Raw genomic sequence first — 21,894 nt, forward strand, 5'->3', positions numbered from 1 at the left:
TTTGTTCGTGTACAATGTGTGTATGAGAATAATCGGTATAGACCCAGGTTATGAACGCCTCGGGATAGCAATTATTGAAAAAGACACTGGAAAAGAAATTCTAGTTCATAGCGAGTGCTTTCAGACAGATGCAGCACTTCCCTTTCACCAGCGCCTGCACAAAGTCGGCGAACGTATAGAGGCACTTGTTTCAGAATATTCACCAAAACAACTCGCACTAGAGAACGTTTTCTTTAACACCAACCAAAAAACTGCAATGGATGTTGCGGCTGTTCGTGGGGTTTTATTATATGTAGGAAAGTCACTGAACTTAGAAACATTTGAGTACACACCTCCTCAAATAAAGTCCGCAGTGGGTGGAAGTGGGCGTGCAGATAAAAAAGCGGTAGCTTCAATGATTCATAACCTAATAGATATCAACAAGGAAATTCGCTTAGATGATGAGTACGATGCTATTGCAGTAGCACTTACACACAGTGCTATCCACAGAAAATAACTAGTTGTCCTCTCTTATTTTAAAGTTATTCCCGCTTAGAGCTTAGTTATTCACTCGCTTTCCACATTCTAATGGTAGTTATCCACAACTTATTCCCTATTGAAAAAGGTTTTATATTTGGTACAAAAGTGACGGAGTATTAGTAAAATATTTTGTTATACACACTATGATGTTGGATGAAGAAAACAACGATTTGTCAGAGGCATTTGACGATGCGTTTGATGAAGAAGACGAGGAAGATGTCGAGGAAGAGGAAATTCCTTTAGAAAACGGAGAAACTGGTAGTGAAGACGACGACGAGAGTTTGTGGGAGGATGATGAAGATGATAACGAAGCTCCCGAGATTCCTTTCTCAGACGACGAGCCGCGGCTCTAATTAGCGCCAAAATGAACAAACGCCTCAGTCACTGAGGCGTTTGTTTTATACCTTAATTTCCAAGAACCTGTGTTTTCCTATTTTATATATTCCTGAAGTGGCAATGGCAGCTGTGTTGTCGATTTTTGTATTAGTTGTCTTGTTGGTGATAGCCCCAGCTTCCACTAAACGTTTAAAGTCAGTTTTAGATTCCACAACACCTGCTTCAAGGAACACGTCTACAAGAACGTCTCCTTTTTTTATTGAAGTGCTTTGTACATTTTCTGGTATACCTCCTTTTTGAAAAGTCGAGATGAATACCTCTTGAGCGGTAACTGCTTCTTTATCGCTATGAAAGAGACTCACAATTGCATGCGCAAGACGCATCTTAGTATCTCGCAAGTTCACTGTTTTCGCAGTTAGACCTTCTGTGATTTCGGTAACCTCAGCCATAGGTAGTCGCGTTAGGTTCGTGAAATACACTGGCATGACTTCGTCATTCACACGCATCACTTTTGCATACATTTCCGCCGGAGATTCAGTAAGGTTGATTGTATTGCCCCAACTTGAACTCATCTTGCGTCCGTCAGTTCCTTCAATTAAAGGATTCATAATAATGTCTTGTCGTTCTTGTCCAAAGTGTTCTTGTAGTGTTCTTCCTGCAAGTAAGTTGAATCGCTGGTCGGTACCACCTAATTCAACATCGGCTTTAAGTGCAACACTGTCGTAGCCCTGCATAAGTGGATACAACATTTCGCGAAGCGATACACGCTTCCCTGCGTCAAGACGCTTCTTGATATTGTCGCGTGCTATGAAATCTGCAACGGAAAATTGGTCGGCGTGCATACCAATTTCTTCATAGGTAAGTTTGTGTAACCATTCAGAGTTGCGGCGTTTCTCTACCTTCCTCATGTCGAGTATTGCGCTAGCCTGCTCGAAGTAGGTACTCATATTTTCTAATACCAATTCCCTTGTGAGCATTGGGCGCTCACTTTCTTTATCAGAAGTATCTCCAACTACACCAGTTCCGTCACCAATTACCAACACAACTTGATGTCCAAGTTTTTGAAAATCTCGGAGTTTAAGTAGTGGTACTGCTCGCCCTAAATGAAGATTGGGGCTTGTTGGATCTATTCCTAACTTAATACGTAGCTGTCGTCCTGAGAGCAGCTTCTTTTTAAGAGAATCGTACTGAATAACTTCAGCAACGCCACGAGTGAGTAATTCTTCTATCTTTGCTTCGTCTGTACTAACAGCCGTGCTTTTAAAAAAGTTTGAAAACATGGGTTAAATACTACACCAAATCACTGTTTCATGGTACCTTTTGTTTTAATGAAGCGAATATTTCGTAACTTCTTTATAACCTCTGTAGCACTAGGGCTTTTTGTCGTAAGTGGTGTTTTTCTGTGGGTAGCAACTCTTGAAATTCCCACTCTCGATGGCTTTGCTGCGCGACAGATAACTCAATCAACAAAAATCTATGACCGAACCGGAGAAGTTCTCCTCTTTGATTTACACGAGGATATTCGTCGAACAGTAGTCCCACTTGAGGACATGTCTCGTAATCTAAAAAATGCAACTATCGCTATTGAGGATGCAGAATTTTATAGTCACTACGGTATTCGTCCTGGTCGTACGTTGAAAGCAGTGTACGACAACATAACAACTGGAGACCTACTCGGCGGACAAGGTGGCTCCACAATTACTCAACAGGTAATTAAAAATACCCTTCTCACACGCGATAAAAAAATATCTCGAAAGGTAAAGGAGTGGATTTTGGCACTAAAGATTGAACAGATTTTAGAAAAAGATGAAATTCTCGAACTCTATTTAAACGAAGCACCATATGGTGGAAATATATATGGCGCTGAAGAAGCTTCACAGCATTTTTATGCAAAATCTGCTAGCGAACTCACTCTCGTTGAAGCGGCATATCTAGCAGCTCTCCCGCAAGCACCAAGTCGGTACTCTCCCTATGGAAACCGTACTGACCTGTTGGAGGATAGAAAAAATTTAGTCCTTACACAAATGCTTCAGGGTGGTTTTATTACACAAGAAGAGTATGACGAAGCATCAACGGAGATTGTAGAGTTCGAACAATATGGTGATACAAATATTAAAGCTCCCCACTTTGTCTTTTATGTACGAGAGTATCTCGAAGAAAAATATGGCCGGGAAGCTGTGTATGAAAGTGGATTAAAGGTTATAACCACACTGAATTACGACCTGCAAAAAATTGGAGAAGAAGTTGTTGCAGAATTTGCGTATAAAAATGAGGAAGATTTTAATGCCGAGAATGCAGCACTTGTTGCCATTGACCCAAAGACAGGCCACATTCTCACAATGGTAGGATCACGTAACTATTTTGATGAAGATATAGACGGTAAATTTAATATTACAACTGCGTATCGTCAACCAGGGTCTACATTTAAACCAATTGTGTATGCCTCCGCATTCGAACAGGGATATACTCCAGAAACTGTTGTGTTTGATGTCCCTACGCAATTCTCAACAAACTGCGAACCAAATAACTTTAGTAGTGCAGATGGATGCTATTCACCAGTAAACTATGATGGTGTGTTCCGAGGACCAATGACATTCCGTAACGCGCTGGCTCAGTCAATAAACATCCCTGCCGTCAAAGCTTTGTACTTAGTTGGTGTAAACACAGCGCTTGAAACAGCTCAAAAACTTGGTATAGAAAGTCTTGCTGAAAATGTCAATTATTACGGGCTTCCTTTAGTACTTGGGGGTGGTGAAGTGTCTCCATTAGAAATAACGAGTGCTTACGGAGTGTTCGCAAACGATGGAGTACGACATCCTCACACTGCTATTTTACGCGTTGAAGATTCCGCTGGGACAGTCCTAGAAGAGTATGAGGAAAATGAGGGTAAACAAGTGATTTTAGAACAAACAGCTCGTTCAGTTTCGAGTGTCCTTACTGATATCCAAGCCCGCACGCCAGCATACGGTGAAAATTCATTTTCGTTTGGCTCTCAGCAAGTCGCAATTAAGACTGGTACGACTAATGATTTTAGGGATGTATGGATAATGGGTTACACACCTTCGATTGCAGTAGGAACATGGGGAGGAAATAATGACAACTCTCCTATTGTTAAGAAGGTTGCAGGGTTTGTTCTTGCTCCAATGTGGCGCGCGTACATGGACAGAGCTCTGCCATTAGTAGAAGCTGAAAACTTTGAACCGCCAATACCTGAAGAAGATGTGGAGACTTTGAAGCCAGTACTTCGTGGGTTCTGGCAAGGATCGACTGCATCTACCACCTCGAGTGTTCATTCCATACTCCACTGGGCCTCTAAAAATGACCCGAGAGGACCCGTTCCTTCAAATCCGACCCAAGACCCCCAATATGAATCATGGGAGTATGCGGTTAATGTGTGGGCTCAGGAGAACACACCACAACTAGCGGGAGGTTTTAATTCAGGTATTAGTAACCAAAATATAAACATGCAAGAAAGTATAAAAATACTCTCACCAGTAACAGGTGGTGTGTATAAGGAAGGAGAAATTCTTTCAGTGTTGGTTGGTACAAACAATTCACTTCCTATTACGTCAGTAGACTACTATTTTAATGATGTCTTTCTAGGAAACTCGAATCAAAAACCGTATACATTAAGCATTATCCCAAGTGGTAAAGGTGAACAAACCATTACAGTTACCGGCCGAGGTGGTGATGCTTTAAACTACACAACTGAAGTTACTTTCCAGGTGGACTAATACTGTTTTTTAGAAAATAGCAGTGAGGGCATTCTTATCACCCATCTCTTTATTTACTTTTTTTAGAATATCTTGTTGATTAAAGCGTATCTCACTTTTAATAACCGAAGGTGCATTCACATGTGCTGTGTGTTTATTTATTTTTACGTCTTTTTTGTCTATGACAAAATCTATCGTTTCCTCCACTGCTTTTATGAACGCTTTTTTGATCGTAGCATCAGGAGCTTGAATATGTGCGTATCTGTCGAGTAGATTGTTGATTATTTTCATACCTACTTGTTCATTGGCATAACAAGATAAATAAATGAGTTATCACTTACGCCTTTCACAATGAGTGGTTTTCCAAATCCTGCAAAAGACAAAGATACACTGTCAGTAGTGATTGATTGAAATACATCTATAAGATATTTATGATTAAAGCTTATATCTAAGTCTTCTCCTGTTATAGCAGCGTCGAGGGAATCAAATATTTCACCAACATCGTTGTTTCTAGCACTAATAGTGAATGTCTTTTTTTGAGGGTACACATGAAGTGTAATTTGGCCAAATTTATCAGAGAATATTTGAGCTTTTTTTAGTGTATTTAAAAGATCTTCTTTCAACACTACAACTTCTGTTGTTGTTTCTTTAGGAAGAATGCTTCTGTAGTCAGGAAAAGAGCCATCTATAATGCGAGAGGTTATATATAAATCACCACTTTTAATCGAATATTGGTTTTCGTCAATAAATACCTCGAGGTCTTGGTTTTGTTGTGATTCTAAGATACGAACAAGTTCTGTAGTGTTTTTTACAGGCATTATTGTAGTAGGTAGTTCTTCTTCTGTTTTATAGTGTACTTTTTTTTCAGCCAGGCGAAACGAGTCAGTGGCAACGAATACTAAATTTTCATCTTCATGGTACATGTATACACTAGCGAGCTCTGGTTTAATTAGTGAAGTTGATGCACTGTATAAAACACTCTTTACACCTTTAATGAGGCTTTCTTTAGGTATTATGTGTTTATTTTTAGTTTCTGGTTTAGGAATTGTTGGGAAGTCATCTAGTGGGATTGTCTTAATTGTTGTTTTTGCACCACCTATTACCAACACTATAGATCCTTCAATAAGTTCTAGTGATACTTTAGATTGTTGTGGTGATGTCTTTAAGGTTGAGTGTAGTATTTGAGCAGGAATTGCTACAGATCCTTCTATTTTTACATCTGCTGAGAATTTTATTTCAATACTTAATTCTAGATTTGTTGAGCGTATAGTTACATTCTTACCTTCTGCTTCAAACACCAAACATCTGAGCACTGGGAGTGTTGCTGAATTAGACACCACTCTTGATGTGGTATCCACAGCCTCTTCAAGGTCTTTTTTTAAACATTCTAATTTCATACGTATTTTTTATTTTCCTCAACGTTTATATATTAGGACTGTGTGTATGTGGACAAAGGTATAAGTACCTAAAGTATTAAACACTTTTTAAATAAATACTCTGTGGGTTACTAGGTGAGAAACAAACAATAAGAGTGTTAACAACTAATACCTAAAAAATATTTTAAGATTTTTTGTGGACAACCTTTTAATAATTAACATAGTTATCAACACCAAATCCCAACATCTACACACAACTAATTAACACCTAATTGTGTATAAGTGTACGGACATGATTAATTTCTTGGTCAAGAACAGTGTCAGTTTTGATTTCATTTTTTATCTTCTCACATGAGTGAATAACAGTGGTGTGATCTCTCCCCCCTATTTTTTCTCCAATACTTGGGTATGAAATAGCAAAATCTTCTCGTAGTATATACATAATTACCTGTCGTGGGCGAACAACTTCTTTTTTTCTTGTTTTTTTGTAAATATTCTGCTCTTCAACTTCATAATATTCAGATATTTTTTTAACGACCTCAGCAACCGAAATATTTTTATTCGGTTTACTAGTGTGTTTTACAACATTCTGGACTTCTAAAGAACTTAATTCCTTTCCTTTCAACTGCGTTTTACAAATAAGGGTGTTAAGAAGACCCTCTAATTCTCGAATGTTTCCTGGTACTTCTTTTGATATATATTGAAGAACTTCTTCTGGAATATTAAAACTATGTTGTAGTGCTTTTTCACGTAATATTTCCATTCTCGATTCAATATCAGGATTTGGGATTTCAGCAATCATACCAGCGCTAAAACGCCCTTTTAATCGTTCTTCTAGACCAGGAAGGCTATTAGGATGTTTGTCTGATGAAAAGATTATTTGTTTATTGTTGTCGTACAATGCATTAAATAAATGGAACAACTCTTCTTGTGTACGTTCTTTATCTGCGATGAACTGAATATCATCCATAATTAACACATCATATTGTCTATATTTATCTTTAAAATTATTACCTTTACCGATTTTCACCGCATTTATAAAATCCATAGTGAATCGCTCTGAGGTAACATAAAAAACCTTTCGGTTAGAATTTGTTTTTTTTAGGTAGTTCCCTATTGATTGAATAAGGTGGGTTTTTCCGTGACCGGTACCACCATAAATAAACAAAGGGTTGTAAGTAAGGCCAGGATTCTGCACAACAGCTTGAGCGGCTGCGTGAGCCAATTGGTTAAAAGGACCAACTACAAATGTATCAAATGTGTATCGAGGATTAAGATTATCTCGTTTATCAATAAACATATCCTGTAATAACAGTTGGTTTTGATTCTGGTTTGTATTTTGCGCAGGACGCTGCTCACCCGAGGCACGCTTAGCTGCATTTTTTGTCACCATATATTCAACACCTCGGATAGAATCATCAAACCCACGGATGGTTTTTAGAATAAAGTTGTTGTGTTTTTCATACAACCAATCCTTTACAATTTTATTAGGAACTCCAATGTAGACTATGTTGTTATCATGTTTAATGATTGCCGTATCTTTAAACCATGTACGGAAACTAGCTTCAGAGATATTCATCTCTATATACACAAGTGTATTCTGCCAAAGTTCTTGATCGTTTAACATATATCTTGAAAGTTAGACTATTATATACAAGTTTTCCACAGTCTGGAAATTGAGGTTAAATCAAAATATATGTTAGTAACCTGGGGATAACTAAAAAGAGTACTCAAGAAGGCTTTTGCCACCCTACTCTCTTAAGGACATACATGTATTGAAAAATATAAGGTTTAATACGAATGATGACTGAAAGACACTAAAATCATATAAATAAAAGAAACTTAAAATGTGGATAAAACAAAAATAGTCCACACCCTATTGCTTTTCTTGGTTTTATACGTACTATATGTTTCTTATGTCCACAAAGCGTACATACCAACCAAAGAAAAAGAAGCGACAGCGAAAGCATGGATTCCTTGCTCGCGCAGCTACAGCAGCAGGACGCCGAGTTCTTCTTATGCGACGACGTCGCGGACGAGCACAACTTACTGTAAAGAGAAAGTAGGTTACTATTACTCTATGCTTTCTAAAAAACACCGTGCAACTACCGCTACGGTGGTTAAAACCATTACTCATGGCAAGACTCGAAGTGCGCCTCACTTTTCAGTGCGTGCACTTTCAAACAGCTCCCCAGTTACTGCGGTAGTGGTATCAAAGAAAGTTTCTCCAAAAGCAGTTATTCGCAATACACTAAAGCGGCGCATACGGGCAGCGATACAACCACTTAAGTTTTCAAAAGATACAACTTTTGTTATATATGTAAAAAAAGGCGTGGAAGACCTTACTATTTCTGAAATACAGAAAGAACTACAAGAGCTTCTTATCTAATTCATTTACTTGCACTACAGGGTGCGCTACTATGCTGCAATGATTGTAAACACCTTTAACACCTTTATCTTCACCCCCTTATATAACGGTCTCATTTTACTTATAGATTTTGTTCCTTATGCAGATGTTGGATTCGCTGTCATTATACTCACAGTTCTCGTTAAGATAATCCTATTCCCTCTTGCGCACAAAGTGGCACACATGCAGGTGCAAATGAAAGAATTGGCTCCAAAATTAGAGGAGTTGAAAGAAAAATACAAAGAGGACAAACAAGAACAGACACTCAAAATAATGGCGCTGTACAAAGAGCATAATGTACGTCCATTTCTCAGTATTTTAGTGGTGTTTATCCAACTTCCTATTATTCTCGGGCTATACTGGGTTTTCTTTCGTGGAGGGTTACCAGATATACAACTAGACCTTCTGTATTCATTTGTTCCCATCCCTACAACAGTAAACATGAATTTCTTAGGGCTTATTGATATGGGTGGCAGAAGTGTCATTCTTGCATTACTTGCAGGCGCAACGCAGTATGTGCATAGTTACTACGCACTTGCAAAACCTAAACCGCGAGGTGAAAATCCGAGTATTAAAGAAGATCTTGCACACAGCTTCCATTTACAGATGAAGTACGTGATGCCTATCATTGTGGTGGTCATTTCTTACACTATTTCTGCAGCCATTGCCTTGTATTGGCTAACGAGCAATCTTTTTGCAATCGGACAAGAGCTTATTGTACGACGTAGATTGAAGCACAATAAAGAAGCGAGTGTAACAGAGAACCATGAATCAGGAAGCAATTAAGGATTTTATAGAAGAACTTTTACGTAAGGCTCATATTGAGTTTGATTCTGTTGCTATCGAAGAGAGCGAAGAACAAACAGTATTTCAAATTCAGACACAAGATAGCGCGAAGCTTATAGGGAGTCGCGGGGATACTGTTCGCGCACTAAATCACATCGTTAAAAAAGCTTTCGAGAATAAAGAAGAACACTTACGTTTTTTAATTGATGTAAATGGCTACCGAACAAAGAAAATTGAGGATTTAAAGGAGACAGCTAAACTTCTTGCTGAAAGAGCGCGTTCGTTAAAATATAATGTTGAAATGACACCAATGAGCGGATACGAGCGTATGATAGTACACACCGCTCTTGCGGATGAGCCTAATATAAAAACTGAGTCACATGGTGAAGGTCGCGACCGAAGGGTTGTTATAAGTTATGTGCAAGATTAACTAATTTAAGTTGATCCTTTTTATCTAATCTCCCCACAACCTCCTAGTGGATTGCTCGGGTCACTTTTCACAGCGGCAGAACAATCATTTTGACTACTAAAACAATTATTACTGCTGTTAGGTAATGTATAGCACCAAGAACCAGAAGGAAGATTCCTTCTGTCAGTAGGAGGATAAATTGTCCCATTTGCATGTGCATTAGAAATATAATTAGGATTCAGTGCGCAGCAATCTCTCGTATCTGTACCAAAAGGAGATACTCCTGGACAACGAGATTCTCGCACCGCTTCCCACCCCTCACCCTTTACACTGCTACATGTCTCTCCGATAGACATTCGTGTCCAAGTCTCATCTGTATATTCTGGAAGCACGTCCGGTGCAACCAATGTTGCTCCTGTAGTGTTTTGTTCTGAAGGAGCACCTGACTCAGAAGGTTTTGCTACAGTTATATTTACAGGACTTAACACAAAATCGAGATTTAAAATATCAGGATTTATTTCATTAAAGAATAACCACACGCTGAGTAACATAAGTAAACCCAGAACAGCCTGCTGCATTCGTTCTCTACTTGAGCCCTTGCCTGAAGCAGCTTCTGTTGTCATGTATTGTAGGCCTGACACGGCAATTATAAGAACGGCAAGAACCGCACCTATCGTAAGAGCAATTTGGAAGAGGTTGTTGAAAAAGTTACCTAAATTTTCAGTATCCAAATTTCCAAGACCGTTTGCAAGTGGTGTATAGGCAGCATCAACAAAGGAGGGTATAACCAAAAGTGAAAAGAGAACACCAACACTTAAAAGAAATAGTTTATTTTTAACCATATGTATCTGCTTAGTATACTAAATACCTTCTTCGTCTCCACCTTCTTCTTCGACTATCTCTTCTGTTGTTTTAGGTAGTGTAACTGACCATAATGTTTGGTCAGTTTTATTAATAAAGAATACTACATTTCCGTTAGTGCTCACTGAGAGATTGATAATATCGAGAGACACTCCGTGTTCAGCTTGTGGCGAAACGATATGAGTAATTCTTTTTGTATCGGTACGTACTTCAAACAATGAATCAGAAAAATGTACCCGCCCCTGGTACCATACATCCGGATACTCCCCTTTAGGGAATGCGTTGGGAAGCGCACAGAATACAGAAATGCCATTCGGATGCCACACGCATTTCTCAGCAAGACTCGCAATATCTAAAGTTGTTATTTTGCCCGACTTTGTATTCTTAATTGTAAGTACAGGGATACCTCTGTCTCCATTGTGACTATACAAAACGTTTTCACCGTCAGGACTGAGTGTAGCAGCAAGTCCTTTTAGCTGCTGGAGAACTAACGTTTTTACGCCTGTAGATGTATTTATTACGTAAGCTGAACCCGGTAAGTCTGATGAGGCTTTTTGTGATACCAGTAATACATCATTTTGCCAATCCATATTCCATCCTTGTAGAATTGATGCTGAAACCTCTTCTTCTCCAGAACCGTTCGGGTTTGCAAGGTAGAGTATACTTCCCTGTAAGGTTTGTTGTAAGAAGCTGATTTGGTTTCCGCTAGAATTGGTGGTTATCTCAGAGATCTGTGTCGGAAGAGATGAGCTCTGCGTTTCAGTACCTTTTAAATCACTATAGATTGTAACTAACGAACCGTCCTCGCCAATATACCTACGTAAAACACCATCCCCGTCATTGGTAAACAAGGCTTCTTGTACCTGTGGAACGGTTGTTTGGTCAAGACGTGTCGTCGTGCCATCAGGGAGATCTTTTTCAAACACATGACCAGTAGCTTTGTCTACGAATCGTATTGCATTAGAACGCTTTTTTATAAAACCTGCTGTTGGAAGATTGTAAAGCTGACGTAATCGTGGTTTCGCGACAATTGATTCATCAGAGGTGCCATCCACATTCGTATTATTGTTTATTACGTCCCCGAACGTTCCGCCAAACAAACCGCCTCCCCCACCACCCCTACTTGAGGTATTAAGTGCTGAATCAAAATAACCTAAATCCTCAGTCTCTTGCTGCAATCGTTGCTGTTGTTGTCCTATAAAAACAGCCCACGCTAAAAGCACAACTATAAGAATTATAATAAGGACTGATATACCGATGTAGAGTTGTTTCTTTTTCATATATTAAAATCCAAATAGCGAATTACGTGCACTTCCTTCGAATACTATATTAAAGGTACTTTTTGCGACTTGCAGAAGATGTGTGAGGTGATCAATTGTTACGTCTACAGAGGTAGCCGCATCCTCATCTCCAGATAGTTGAATGGTCAAAACAGAAGGTGCGTCTTGAACACCAAAAACTTTAGTACCGTTGATGTTCCAGGAGTACAAAAGATTTTCGTCGTTCTCATTACGTGCGTCCATAAAGTAAGGAATTGCCTGCACTTCAATCTGTGAAGATTCTGCAAAAATATGATTGCCATCTATAGCTGCATGATATTGAACGCCCGTTAGGGGGTTTTTTTCATACAGAATAACTTGAGGATCCTGTGTTTTTATACGTGTCGCAGATTGTGCACGCTGTATTCCATCAGGGGTTGCTACTTCAATGGCTAGAATATAGTCTCCAAAAAACTTAGGACCTTCTGTTAGTAAGGTGTTGGCACCAATGCCAGAGAGACTACCTAATACTGTCCCATTTTTACTCCATGTATAAATAAGTTCTGAGGCATTATATGTTTCCCCTTTTTCATTTCTAAATGTTGCCAATGCTTCTGCTCGTATAGAACTTCCTGACGAATACAATGCTCTACCGTTGTAAAATGGTGGAACATACGTATCTCCTTCCCAGAAAAGAGTGACTTCTGCTGGTGTTATTAATACAGATTTAGTAAAAACAGCCCCAGTAGCTGTTTTTACGAGTACGCTTACTTGTTGGGAAGAACCCACATTACCTGTTGTAAACGTAAAATCTATCCCACCTGGTTTTTGTTGCTGCACTTCGTTGTCTAATAGCCACACAATAGTAGCTGTACGAACATTCTCGTTTGACGATGAGACGGTTGCAGTCACTTCTTGGTTCGATTGAGGTAATTCTGGCGATAAGCTAATTGAAATTTCTATTCCAGCTAAAGAGTCTATGGTTTGGGCGTAGGTAAAATTCTGAAAAGAAAGGAGCAAACTGAAAAGCAATCCTGTGTAAAGGAAAAAACGCATACGTACATTATATAGTGGTTTACGTAAATCAGCAGAAATATATCGTGATAAGTGTGGGTTTTCTGTGAATGCTATATTGTTGGCGATGATGTTTTTGTATAATCTTCCTCTTCCTTTTCTTTAATTTTTTTTAAGATCTTCCTTCTTAACTTGCTGAATAATAACCCAAGTACCTACCGCCCAAGACGGTATGAAATTAATTAGTGGAAGCATTTCAGCTATTGTAATAGACATGTTTACTATGAAGCGATTTGGTTTATCGGCGAAACCAACACCTAAAAGTCTAAACCAAATCCAGAAGATGATTCTGGCAAGAATTGTAAGAAAGCTCGCTAAAAAAGGTCCTACGATTGGAATAAAAGTTAACAATCCTTGCAAGAAATCTGTAAAAATGGCTGCCCCCATGAGTGCCCACGTGTGGAAACCGTTAATTCTTCTTATATTCTCATCCATAGAGTGTTTTATTTCAATTCTTGTATGTCAGCTGGTTGTGGCGATGTAGGAGTTGCGGGTGTTTCGGATAGTTCTTGCTTTGCTTTTTTAATAGCAAGTATTTGCGATGGATCGGATGTGATAATTTGATCTTCCGTGTAGCTCGCGATAACTTTTATAGCAACGTGTTTTAGTCCAGCAAAAAAGATACCCTCCCCTACATCTGATTCAAGTAATAAGTATTTCTCTTCATCTGAAAGTTTGAATGTTTCTTGAATAAGATCGATTGATGTTGGTGACTGACGAAGCAAAATCTGAATAGACGAGTTAGTGATCATAGCTTTTCCATACGTGCTGCTTAAAAAGTCAGCGACATCTTGTGTAATTGTTGCAAGTCCAAGGTAATATTTACGCCCACGTTTTGCGATTCCAAACAAGAAAGACGCTGTATCTTCTGATTTCATCATCCACCACGCTTCATCGATAATAAGAAGCCGCTTTCGAAGCTCCTTTCGTACCATATTCCAGATATAATGCGTCACTAGATACATTGCAACTGGCTTGAGTTCGTCTTCCATGTCTCGAACGCTAAACACAACAAAGCGTTTGTTCATGTCGATGTTCGTGGGGCGGTTTATGAATCCAGCCCAAGTACCACGAGTATACTTTGAAAGGCGTTGCACAAGAGACTCAGAACCCTCTAATCCAGAGAGTACTAATTCGAAGTCTGAAAGTAGTGGTGGTTCTAAATTAGCAAAATCAGAGTTCGGTGTAATGTCTTTCAGTGCATACGTTTCAGTAATTGCCCTATCTATGATTGCATCTTCTTCGGGTGTAAGGCCACCAAACATAATACGAAAGAGGCCCACCAATGTAATGATGTTGTTTCGAAGAATATCAGCCGGACTCTCATCTTCGCGAGGTGTGGGAAGATCAAATGGATTTATATGGTGTTGTGAAGAAAGTGATATGTTGAAATGGCGGCCACCGGTAGTTTCTGCTAAGTATTCGTATTCTCGCTCAGGGTCAATGACGATAACGTCAGCATCAAACATGAGTGAGCGAACAATCTCTAATTTTGTCATATACGATTTACCGGCACCTGATTTTGCAAATACAACAGAGTTGTAGTTTTCTAATGAGAAACGGTCAAAGAGCACAAGGCTGGAGTTGTGGCGGTTGATACCGTAAAGAATTCCCCTATCGCTCGTGAGGTCGAAAGAAACAAATGGAAAGATGCTTGAAAGTGGAGATGAGTTAAGGTTCGAATGAACCGAAAGAGCATCTTCTGCTATTGGTAACACACTTTTAAATCCTGGTTCTTGCTGGAACAGTGCGGGTTTTAGATAGACAAGGCGGGATTCAAGAATCGATCGTATTTCTGATTCAGTTTTATCTATCTCGTCTCGCGTGTCTCCATAGATAGTTATATACAAACCAATTTTAAACATCTTCTCTTGTGCTTGCTGTAGTTGGTCTCTGAGATATTCGAGGTCAGAGTACGCGGTGTCGAGCACAGGGTCTCTTACGAGTCCTTTTTGTTGCCTAATAGAGATTTGACTTTCAACTTCTGCTACCTTCTTTTGAAACTTACGAAGTACAGCGGTTGTCTCCATAGGATGCACGAAAATAGATACATCAAATACCTTATCGAGGTTGATAATTGGAGAAAACCAACCAGTAGAGAGGAATCGTGGATACGAAATAACAAAAAAAGTACGCGCTACTTTTTCCCCTAGGTTAAGTTCACGAGGGGTTATTTGTAGTGCTGAGGGTGCTATAACATCTTGGAGCTCAAGAACACCATGTTTATAGATTTCCTCTGGAAGGATAGGAACTATATCCTGTCCTTTTTTATTCTGTTTACCTAAAAAATCAAAAAAAGCCATAAAAACCTATCTGTATTATACCTGTTCAAACCAAACCAGACACACAACACTGGGGGCACTTAGTTGAGTGCTTTTATCATTTGTTTTGGTTGGTCTCGCTCTCCTGGGTTAAATATTTTATAGAGGAGTTCTATTATCTCCTCAGTATCAAGCTGCACAGAACGTACTCCGGTGCGCACTAGACCCTGTTGTACTATTGCCATCCGTTGGTCTAACTGAGAAACATTTTCTTGAAATTCATTCTTTTTCACGGTGGTTTTACTTTCAGTTTTTTGAGATTTTGACCACGGGAGTGAACCCAGCATACCTTTGTTTATTGAAATCGTGGATGGGGAGTATGGAACAACAACAAAAAATTGCTTAGTCATAATGTCAGCTCCTTCTACAAAACTCTTGATGAACTCCATATACTCACGTATTTGAATACGCATAAGATCGTCCATAGTACGTTTATACTCCACCTCAAGTGTTTCTATGTATGGGCGTATATCGAGTTCTCTTGATTGAATATAAATTTGGATCGAGAAATCTAGCGAGTTAAAGAAGTTCTGGAACTGCATTATAAAGGCACTTTGTTCATCCTCACTTTTAAGGGCGAAGTTTAATGAGGAAGCCATAAGTACACCTCTTAGGCCACCGTTATTCAAAATAATTACACCATCTCGCACTTCTTTTACTGGTACGAAATCTTGAGATGATTGGGCTGATTTATTTGCTTGTGGCATAACTATGATATTTCTTCTTGCTCTTCTTTTTCTCGATCCAGACGAATACGCTCGTTTATATCAAGACTCCACGCAAGACTCTTAAGTTTGTTTTCCGAAACTGATGGAATATCTTGTTGAGACTGCGGTAACGACGTCTCGGTCTGGGTACGCTTTTTGGTGTTTTTGTAGTTAGAATTCCAGAGATAGAGTTTCTTATGTATGAAGTACATAAAAGCAGCCTCAAGCGTGATAATGAGCGGTTTTTTATTTACTTTTACAAATGCAAGTGCCGCTGCAAAACCTACAATAGCGAGAGCAAGTGGTATTGCAATAAGCGAAGGTAGATAACGCCACAATAAGAACCCTACTCCGACTCCACCAGCAACATATATAAATTGCTTAAGCGTAAGCGGACCGAAGATTTTATCTTCTACATCAGTAAATTGCGGTACTTGAAATTGCATAACTGATTCCATTAACGAGCAGGGTGTAGAGTAATACGTAGGCTTGCTCGAATGTGCTAAGTGTTGTTCTTGGCGTAGACAATCAGCTTACCGTGTCACTCATGACATGCTCTTACTCGTAAGTATCGCACATTACATTTAGTATGCCCATGAAAAAATGGGGACGAAATACTGTTACGCAATCGATTCTCGATATGGGTCCTCTTGTACATCCGATCGTTCGGTGCTTTTTTGTCCAACCATATACGCAGTAGTATCTGAAGGCACCGCTTTTTCTGTCTTTTTTGAAGAATATACCGTTTCTCTTTGTAGTGATTCGCTGTCCAAATGTGTTTGCATTTTTTCACGGATTGGCTTAAACACCTGTATCGCTATGTCGTCGACAAGTTTTTGAGCGAGGTCTTCCTCGATGCCAACTTCTTCTGCGATATTTTTTGCCATATTTTCAGGATCCTCTAAGCCTAAAAGAGTCAGCATAATTTCATTCTCTAAAAGAGTCCATTGGTCGAGGTGGAGTTTATAGTTCGACGCTAATTCACGAAGTTTTTTTTCTACACGTGTATCAGAAACGGCTTGTTGTACTGCTTCGGGCAGTTCCGAAAACCTTTTTTCAATAAGTGCTTCGATATTTTCTTCTTGTAAGTCCATAGTAGTTATTTATCTTTTGTTTCGCTTTTATTGTCTTTTAATCCTGAAATGGAATCTTCTGTAGACTCTGTTTTCTTTAATATTTTTTCTAGCATCTTCTCTTCATCTGTCTTACCTGCTAATTTATTTGCTCTTGCATCAATTCTTTCTTGTGTCTTTTCTCTCATTCTTTTAAGTAATCCTTTTTTCTTTTCTTCAGCAGGCTTTGTTCCGTCTTCACTTGCAAGACTTGGAATCCTTGGCTGATTTACTGTTGTTTGATCAGGACTTGTGTTTCCGACATTATTTACAGAAATATTGTTCAATGGATTTCTTCTCGCTTGTTCCTCATTAATTCTTTGGGCTGTTTTTCCAATATCTTGTCCTGCACCTTCTATCTCGTTTTGTTTTCCACGACTATCTGCAGTGTCTGTAGCTTTGGAAGGCGAATTATCATTTGTTACAGTGTTATCGTTTGACGGCGTGCTTTGGATGTTAGAAACAGGAGCAGTACCCTTTGCTTCTTCTGCATTGTCGTTTGTTGATTGTGGTGGTTGAACTGTTGTTTGGTCAGGACCCTGTGTTTGTGGCGGTGTCTGCTTAGACGTATCTTCAACGGTCGTCTTACCTGCTTTTTTAGCATCATTTTGATATTTTGCCTCGGCATCAATCATTTTGTCGTAATTTCCTACACCAGTACCAAGATTAACCCCTGCACTTTTAAGGCTATTGGCAAGACTCTTTGAGTCACGAATGTCGAAAGAGGTGTCTGCAGCTTTTTTAGAAGCATTTAAGGCTAGTCTCGAAGGGATATTTCTAAGTGGGTTTCTGCTCCCAGCGTTTCTTCGTAGGAATTCATTTTCAGACAATGCAGTTCCTGCCCTACCAACAGTACCTCTTCCAGCACGGCCAGCGAGCCCAAATGCCCCACCAGCTAAACCGAGAGGGAGAGCAAGAGAACCTGAAAGAAGTTTCCTAAATCCACCTTTGCTCATATTTCCTGCAAATTTAGCTCCGCCAATAGAAAGATTGTTTGCTACTTGAGTTGATGCGTAAAGAAGTCCAATAACAACCATCATATTGAAAATGTATATCCATGAATTACTATTTTCTCCTACAAGCCCTGAAAAATTATTCCCACTAGAGCCTGAGTTGATACCTCCTATAATTTGAACGGTTCCCCAGAGCATTATCATAAATACGGGCGCAAACAATGCATTTTGAATAAGATGTGACCACCATTTGTCCCACCATTTATTTCCTCCAGGTATCATATACGCAGCAAACGCCGCAGAAGAAGTGAGCATAAGGACAAGAAACATCACTATACGAGTCACCATCAAAATAAGCCCATATAGCATGACGATAGTGAGTGCTAAAAAGAAAATCATAGTAATGACCGTGTATAAAATCGCGTTACCAACCCCACTCTCCTCACCAGCTTGTACTTGATTTAATGCCTCTCGTGCAGACCCATATGTCCAGTCTACTACTCCTGTCTTTTGCATAAATATCGTTGTGATACCAGCAGTATTTCCATCTGTGTCACTTACTGATATCGCTTTTCTAAATTGTATTGCAGTGATGTTTGAAACATCAATGATTGCTTTGGTGAAAAAGAGACTAAAGTTTATAAGTACTGCAACAACAAGAATTCGCACACCGAATTTTTTTAATCCGTATGCGGGGATATCAAGAATGACAGCAAATGCAACAAATACAAACATCGCAATCATAATGATATTTGCGACGTCACGAAAACCAGCCCAAGCAGCATTGACACCAGGCTCAAATATTTTAAACGTTTCAGAAAAATCGACGATTGTATAAAAGAGTACTAGATCGAACCCTGTCCCAACCATTGCGAGAAGCCCACCAGTTAGCGTTATAAATACCGCTAATATATAAGAAATAGTACCCTCAAAGAATGGTTCTATATCTAAATCAAAGAAACCAGCATGAGAGATAAGTAGATTAATATCTAATTTTTCCACATTGAATTGTAATGGGAGTACAATCAGTATAAAAGCTGCTATTAAACTGTATGTAATAGGCAGAGAAGAGTTGGTTACTTTTTTAAAAAAGGAAAACATACTTAGATTTTGTGTTGAGTCCAATTATCTGGTTTACACCATCCTTCTTCCCAATTAGTTCGAGTTTCTTCGAGGAGTTGCTGCATCGCTGTTTCGATTTCGTCAGCCTGTGTAGTTGCTTGCCGTAGTTGGGCTTCAGTATGTAGTACTCGAGATGCAATGAGCTCATCAAGTTTTTCTAGGATGAAACGTTGTCCACTGGCTGACGATGTTTTTTCAAGATCGTTACGTATTTTTGCAAGTACTTCGAGCGCTTTGAGTGAACGTGCAACATTTTCGTTAATGAGGTCAAGAACTGGTTGTATACTTTGATCGATTATTCGTCGGGATTCTTGCGCACTTACGTTAAGAGTTGCAGATTTTGTTGTACTCCGTGCAGTTGCGGTAATAGTTACTGCTGGTTTTTCAATCGGCACAGTGAGAACAACCCCTGTAGGCGTTGTTGTTTTCTTCACGAGTGAGAGTATGGGTGCAAACGTACCACTGCCACTTGCGAGAGTTTCTATTGTGGTCACAGTTATAGTTCCGTCTGGCAATGTCGCAAGATCAATGGCATTCGTTGCCCAGTTACCATCGGTAGTGACCGTTGGTTGCACTGGACCTACATTGTTTGTTCCGTCTGTTGCAGTGACCTGAATAATAGAACTTCCAGTGGAGGCACGTCCTTTCACGATGATTGTTGAGGCAGATGGCGTTGATATATCAACCGCATCTACTGCTAGAGTTTGGGTTGTTTGAACAGGGGTTGTACACGTATTAGTAGTATTTAATCCACATACTTGACCTGTAACCTCTTCTTTCAAATCTATTGTGGCTTGCTTTGTTATTTCAATCCAACACGTGTTTTCCCACGACTCAAGTTGTCGGCGGGTGTTAGAAAGTGTATTGGCAGCAGCTTGGCGTGCTTGAGCGTATTCTTGTTCTATACGAATGGTGTTATTTACGATAGATGCACCAGCACCAGTCATGTTACTGCGTGTACGAGCAGCGGAGTCTTGTGCAAGACGATCAACATAGGGAGCTTCACCCGAAAATGATTTTGAAAGTCCAGAAAAACCTTCAACATCGGATAGAAGTTCAACTCCGATATGTGACATAAGGGCTGAAACGATTTCGTCTATCTCATCAGCGTTTTCAGATTGACGTAGTCCCGTACCGATAGTCTGGCGTAAATGATCGGCAATCATAAAACCTGGGGTCACTACACGTTTTAAGTTAGTAGTATCACCACCTCCTAAGTCTATGGTTTTGTCTGTTTCAACTGTACGGAAACCACTTCCCCAATCGAGCTGCGTTTGTTCGCGAGTTTGTTCATCGGCGATTGACTCAGTGAGCTGGTTTTCTGCGCTGTAGTATGCAAAAAGAGGATTGCAGGAAGGGTTTGTTGTGAGTTTATAGAAGGATTCCCAGCCACCGCCGCTATTGAAATCTCCAGACGAGAACGAATTTAACTGACTCGTTGTTAAATCGCATGCCAACGAATTTTGAGGAGAGCGTGTTTCTCGCGAATAGTTTCTCGCAAGAGCAACCCTCACATCCCTTCTAAACGGTTCTGCAAGTGTTTCAGTTTGGGCTCCTGTGATAACTCGTTCTGCAACTGGGTCAGAAATATTCTCGAGCATATGCAATGGAAGGTTTGTTATGTATGCAGGATTTCCATCGAAGCCCGTGTTCGCCCAACTGACCACTCGGCGAATGATATCTGAGATAAGCGTTTCTCGCATCGAATTTAATATTCCATCAAGTAAACATTCTTTGTATGTAAGAAGACGTTCTTGGTCGTGTACTGCACCATCGAACACCGGAACATGAGAACCACCGGGTCCTTGCATACCAACGGCACCATACGCTGCCCCAGTACAGCCATAGATACCATCGCGCGAGAACCCAGTCGCGACAGATGTGGCAGCACTTGTACTTGTTGCATTGTTAAGTTGGTCGAGAACATTGTTAAGTAAATCAATACTTGAAGATGTTTGGGCATGCGAAACAGAAACGCCAAGGGTGCTCACAAATAAAACAGAAAGTATGAAGTATTTTGCTACTTTGTATTTCATAAGGCTTCTTCTTTCAACGTAAAGTAAATATCAATTTGGCTATATGCGAGTTTAATGGCATCCTCACCTTCTAGAAAATCTCGCGTTGCTACAAAGGTGAGTAGTGGATCTTCTGGTGTTGTTGTCATTGTGTTTAAGATGGACGCAAAGGTGGCAAAGCTGTTTATTAAATCAAGGTGTGCTTGCGCAGCGTCTTCAGGGGCTGTAATAGTAAGTAATACTTGGGCAATCTCATCGTAAATAGTGGCCGCAGCGGTAAGTTTGTTAAACTCTTCTGCATTACCTGACTCAATAGCGCGCCCGTATGTGATAAGTTCGTATTCTCCAATTTGAGTAACCGGAGTTATGGCTTCTTGAAAATCACTTTTGTATTGCAATGTTCTGCTTTGTGAAGTGTCGGACGTGATGCCAATATCTTCGAGCGTATATTGGGCTGTGTGGCGTATAGAAAATTGTGAGTTAGCAGCTTGCGCAACGATGAAGTCAAATGAATCACTATCGAACGACCCCTGCTGTTTCGACTGAATGTACGCTCCAAAAATTTCTCGAGCAAGTTGATCTGTTCTGGTTGTACTTGCATTACTGTGTGTGTTTTTTGCGTTTTCCTCAAACGTTTTTCGTGCTGCCGCAAGCTCATCACCATCGGAAATTCCGTCGTTGTTGGTGTCAGGATTGTTAGGATCGGTACCTAAAAGAATTTCTTCCCAATCCTTCACTCCGTCGTTATCACTGTCCGCTGTGTACTCTGTAGACTCTAGAATATTTTCTGTCGCTGTTTGCAAAGCCCCATTATCAGACTGTGGTTTTTGAGAGAACAATTTCCATCCTGCGAAACCTACTAGCACAACGCCGAATAGCGTTGCAGCAATAATCTTGCCGCTTATGTGCGAATTAGTAAACACA

At 39.8% G+C, this 21,894-nt stretch carries 22 protein-coding genes; 7 read left to right on the top strand and 15 right to left on the bottom strand.

Annotated elements, in window-relative coordinates; genetic code table 11:
* The first annotated feature begins 22 nt into the window (after positions 1–22).
* Positions 23–496: a crossover junction endodeoxyribonuclease RuvC gene (gene ruvC, locus JXR01_02595; GenBank protein ID QSH39172.1), complete on the top strand. Its 474-nt coding sequence runs from the start codon at positions 23–25 to the stop codon at positions 494–496.
* Between the two features lie 166 nt (positions 497–662).
* Positions 663–872, top strand: a complete 210-nt coding sequence (locus tag JXR01_02600; protein ID QSH39173.1) for a hypothetical protein — start codon at positions 663–665, stop codon at positions 870–872.
* Positions 873–917: 45 nt separating this feature from the next.
* On the opposite strand, the gene JXR01_02605 is transcribed toward JXR01_02600, so the two are convergent.
* Positions 918–2,135, bottom strand: a complete 1,218-nt coding sequence (locus JXR01_02605) for a tyrosine--tRNA ligase (protein ID QSH39174.1) — start codon at positions 2,133–2,135, stop codon at positions 918–920.
* 48 nt (positions 2,136–2,183) lie between these two features.
* On the opposite strand from JXR01_02605, the gene JXR01_02610 reads away from it, so the two are divergent.
* Positions 2,184–4,589: a penicillin-binding protein gene (locus tag JXR01_02610; GenBank protein ID QSH39175.1), complete on the top strand. Its 2,406-nt coding sequence runs from the start codon at positions 2,184–2,186 to the stop codon at positions 4,587–4,589.
* Between the two features lie 9 nt (positions 4,590–4,598).
* Here the strand turns inward: JXR01_02610 and JXR01_02615 are convergent, their stop codons facing one another.
* The 3 genes from JXR01_02615 to dnaA all read right to left on the bottom strand — a co-directional run bounded on the left by JXR01_02615 (position 4,599) and on the right by dnaA (position 7,571).
* The gene (locus tag JXR01_02615) at positions 4,599–4,859 is read right to left on the bottom strand and encodes a hypothetical protein (GenBank protein ID QSH39176.1); all 261 of its coding nucleotides are present in this window, start codon (positions 4,857–4,859) and stop codon (positions 4,599–4,601) included.
* 2 nt (positions 4,860–4,861) lie between these two features.
* Positions 4,862–5,965 (bottom strand): DNA polymerase III subunit beta, encoded by a 1,104-nt coding sequence (gene dnaN, locus JXR01_02620; protein QSH39177.1) that lies wholly within the window; start codon positions 5,963–5,965, stop codon positions 4,862–4,864.
* 247 nt (positions 5,966–6,212) lie between these two features.
* The gene (gene dnaA / locus JXR01_02625) at positions 6,213–7,571 is read right to left on the bottom strand and encodes a chromosomal replication initiator protein DnaA (GenBank protein QSH39178.1); all 1,359 of its coding nucleotides are present in this window, start codon (positions 7,569–7,571) and stop codon (positions 6,213–6,215) included.
* 289 nt (positions 7,572–7,860) lie between these two features.
* Here dnaA and rpmH point away from each other — a divergent pair, with 289 nt between their 5' ends.
* Genes rpmH through JXR01_02645 form a run of 4 tightly spaced genes read left to right on the top strand, consistent with a single transcriptional unit; the run spans position 7,861 to position 9,567 of the window.
* Entirely contained in the window at positions 7,861–8,010 is a 150-nt protein-coding gene (gene rpmH, locus JXR01_02630; protein ID QSH39725.1) for a 50S ribosomal protein L34, read from the top strand.
* 14 nt (positions 8,011–8,024) lie between these two features.
* Positions 8,025–8,333 (top strand): ribonuclease P protein component, encoded by a 309-nt coding sequence (rnpA, locus tag JXR01_02635; protein QSH39179.1) that lies wholly within the window; start codon positions 8,025–8,027, stop codon positions 8,331–8,333.
* 39 nt (positions 8,334–8,372) lie between these two features.
* Complete coding sequence (locus tag JXR01_02640) at positions 8,373–9,137, top strand: membrane protein insertase YidC (GenBank protein ID QSH39180.1); 765 nt, start codon at positions 8,373–8,375, stop codon at positions 9,135–9,137.
* Positions 9,118–9,567, top strand: coding sequence for a KH domain-containing protein (locus JXR01_02645; GenBank protein QSH39181.1), 450 nt, complete (start codon positions 9,118–9,120; stop codon positions 9,565–9,567). The genes JXR01_02640 and JXR01_02645 overlap by 20 nt, the downstream gene beginning before the upstream one ends.
* A 20-nt stretch (positions 9,568–9,587) precedes the next feature.
* Here JXR01_02645 and JXR01_02650 read toward each other — a convergent pair whose 3' ends face one another.
* The 11 genes from JXR01_02650 to JXR01_02700 form a co-directional block, all read right to left on the bottom strand.
* Positions 9,588–10,388 (bottom strand): hypothetical protein, encoded by an 801-nt coding sequence (locus JXR01_02650; GenBank protein QSH39182.1) that lies wholly within the window; start codon positions 10,386–10,388, stop codon positions 9,588–9,590.
* Between the two features lie 18 nt (positions 10,389–10,406).
* The gene (locus JXR01_02655) at positions 10,407–11,687 is read right to left on the bottom strand and encodes a hypothetical protein (GenBank protein ID QSH39183.1); all 1,281 of its coding nucleotides are present in this window, start codon (positions 11,685–11,687) and stop codon (positions 10,407–10,409) included.
* 3 nt (positions 11,688–11,690) lie between these two features.
* Entirely contained in the window at positions 11,691–12,722 is a 1,032-nt protein-coding gene (locus JXR01_02660; protein ID QSH39184.1) for a hypothetical protein, read from the bottom strand.
* A gap of 120 nt (positions 12,723–12,842) precedes the next feature.
* Positions 12,843–13,175, bottom strand: coding sequence for a hypothetical protein (locus JXR01_02665; GenBank protein QSH39185.1), 333 nt, complete (start codon positions 13,173–13,175; stop codon positions 12,843–12,845).
* Positions 13,176–13,183: 8 nt separating this feature from the next.
* Positions 13,184–15,043 (bottom strand): DUF87 domain-containing protein, encoded by a 1,860-nt coding sequence (locus JXR01_02670; GenBank protein ID QSH39186.1) that lies wholly within the window; start codon positions 15,041–15,043, stop codon positions 13,184–13,186.
* Positions 15,044–15,102: 59 nt separating this feature from the next.
* The gene (locus JXR01_02675; GenBank protein ID QSH39187.1) at positions 15,103–15,768 is read right to left on the bottom strand and encodes a hypothetical protein; all 666 of its coding nucleotides are present in this window, start codon (positions 15,766–15,768) and stop codon (positions 15,103–15,105) included.
* A gap of 2 nt (positions 15,769–15,770) precedes the next feature.
* A complete protein-coding gene (locus JXR01_02680; protein ID QSH39188.1) occupies positions 15,771–16,214 on the bottom strand; it encodes a PrgI family protein in 444 nt (147 codons plus the stop codon).
* A gap of 174 nt (positions 16,215–16,388) precedes the next feature.
* Positions 16,389–16,862, bottom strand: a complete 474-nt coding sequence (locus tag JXR01_02685; GenBank protein ID QSH39189.1) for a hypothetical protein — start codon at positions 16,860–16,862, stop codon at positions 16,389–16,391.
* Between the two features lie 5 nt (positions 16,863–16,867).
* Complete coding sequence (locus JXR01_02690; GenBank protein QSH39190.1) at positions 16,868–18,934, bottom strand: hypothetical protein; 2,067 nt, start codon at positions 18,932–18,934, stop codon at positions 16,868–16,870.
* 2 nt (positions 18,935–18,936) lie between these two features.
* A complete protein-coding gene (locus JXR01_02695; protein ID QSH39191.1) occupies positions 18,937–20,991 on the bottom strand; it encodes a hypothetical protein in 2,055 nt (684 codons plus the stop codon).
* Positions 20,988–21,893, bottom strand: a complete 906-nt coding sequence (locus JXR01_02700; protein ID QSH39192.1) for a hypothetical protein — start codon at positions 21,891–21,893, stop codon at positions 20,988–20,990. The genes JXR01_02695 and JXR01_02700 overlap by 4 nt, the downstream gene beginning before the upstream one ends.
* Between the last annotated feature and the right edge of the window lies 1 nt (position 21,894).

Source organism: Candidatus Kaiserbacteria bacterium (genome assembly GCA_017134395.1).
In the GTDB taxonomy this organism is placed as follows: domain Bacteria; phylum Patescibacteriota; class Minisyncoccia; order Phycocordibacterales; family UBA2100; genus UBA2100.

Coding starts and splice junctions, on each gene's coding strand:
- ruvC (QSH39172.1), top strand. CDS start 23: ATGAGAATAATCGGTATAGACCCAGGTTATGAACGCCTCGGGATAGCA.
- JXR01_02600 (QSH39173.1), top strand. CDS start 663: ATGATGTTGGATGAAGAAAACAACGATTTGTCAGAGGCATTTGACGAT.
- JXR01_02605 (QSH39174.1), bottom strand. CDS start 2,135: ATGTTTTCAAACTTTTTTAAAAGCACGGCTGTTAGTACAGACGAAGCA.
- JXR01_02610 (QSH39175.1), top strand. CDS start 2,184: ATGAAGCGAATATTTCGTAACTTCTTTATAACCTCTGTAGCACTAGGG.
- JXR01_02615 (QSH39176.1), bottom strand. CDS start 4,859: ATGAAAATAATCAACAATCTACTCGACAGATACGCACATATTCAAGCT.
- dnaN (QSH39177.1), bottom strand. CDS start 5,965: ATGAAATTAGAATGTTTAAAAAAAGACCTTGAAGAGGCTGTGGATACC.
- dnaA (QSH39178.1), bottom strand. CDS start 7,571: ATGTTAAACGATCAAGAACTTTGGCAGAATACACTTGTGTATATAGAG.
- rpmH (QSH39725.1), top strand. CDS start 7,861: ATGTCCACAAAGCGTACATACCAACCAAAGAAAAAGAAGCGACAGCGA.
- rnpA (QSH39179.1), top strand. CDS start 8,025: ATGCTTTCTAAAAAACACCGTGCAACTACCGCTACGGTGGTTAAAACC.
- JXR01_02640 (QSH39180.1), top strand. CDS start 8,373: ATGATTGTAAACACCTTTAACACCTTTATCTTCACCCCCTTATATAAC.
- JXR01_02645 (QSH39181.1), top strand. CDS start 9,118: ATGAATCAGGAAGCAATTAAGGATTTTATAGAAGAACTTTTACGTAAG.
- JXR01_02650 (QSH39182.1), bottom strand. CDS start 10,388: ATGGTTAAAAATAAACTATTTCTTTTAAGTGTTGGTGTTCTCTTTTCA.
- JXR01_02655 (QSH39183.1), bottom strand. CDS start 11,687: ATGAAAAAGAAACAACTCTACATCGGTATATCAGTCCTTATTATAATT.
- JXR01_02660 (QSH39184.1), bottom strand. CDS start 12,722: ATGCGTTTTTTCCTTTACACAGGATTGCTTTTCAGTTTGCTCCTTTCT.
- JXR01_02665 (QSH39185.1), bottom strand. CDS start 13,175: ATGGATGAGAATATAAGAAGAATTAACGGTTTCCACACGTGGGCACTC.
- JXR01_02670 (QSH39186.1), bottom strand. CDS start 15,043: ATGGCTTTTTTTGATTTTTTAGGTAAACAGAATAAAAAAGGACAGGAT.
- JXR01_02675 (QSH39187.1), bottom strand. CDS start 15,768: ATGCCACAAGCAAATAAATCAGCCCAATCATCTCAAGATTTCGTACCA.
- JXR01_02680 (QSH39188.1), bottom strand. CDS start 16,214: ATGCAATTTCAAGTACCGCAATTTACTGATGTAGAAGATAAAATCTTC.
- JXR01_02685 (QSH39189.1), bottom strand. CDS start 16,862: ATGGACTTACAAGAAGAAAATATCGAAGCACTTATTGAAAAAAGGTTT.
- JXR01_02690 (QSH39190.1), bottom strand. CDS start 18,934: ATGTTTTCCTTTTTTAAAAAAGTAACCAACTCTTCTCTGCCTATTACA.
- JXR01_02695 (QSH39191.1), bottom strand. CDS start 20,991: ATGAAATACAAAGTAGCAAAATACTTCATACTTTCTGTTTTATTTGTG.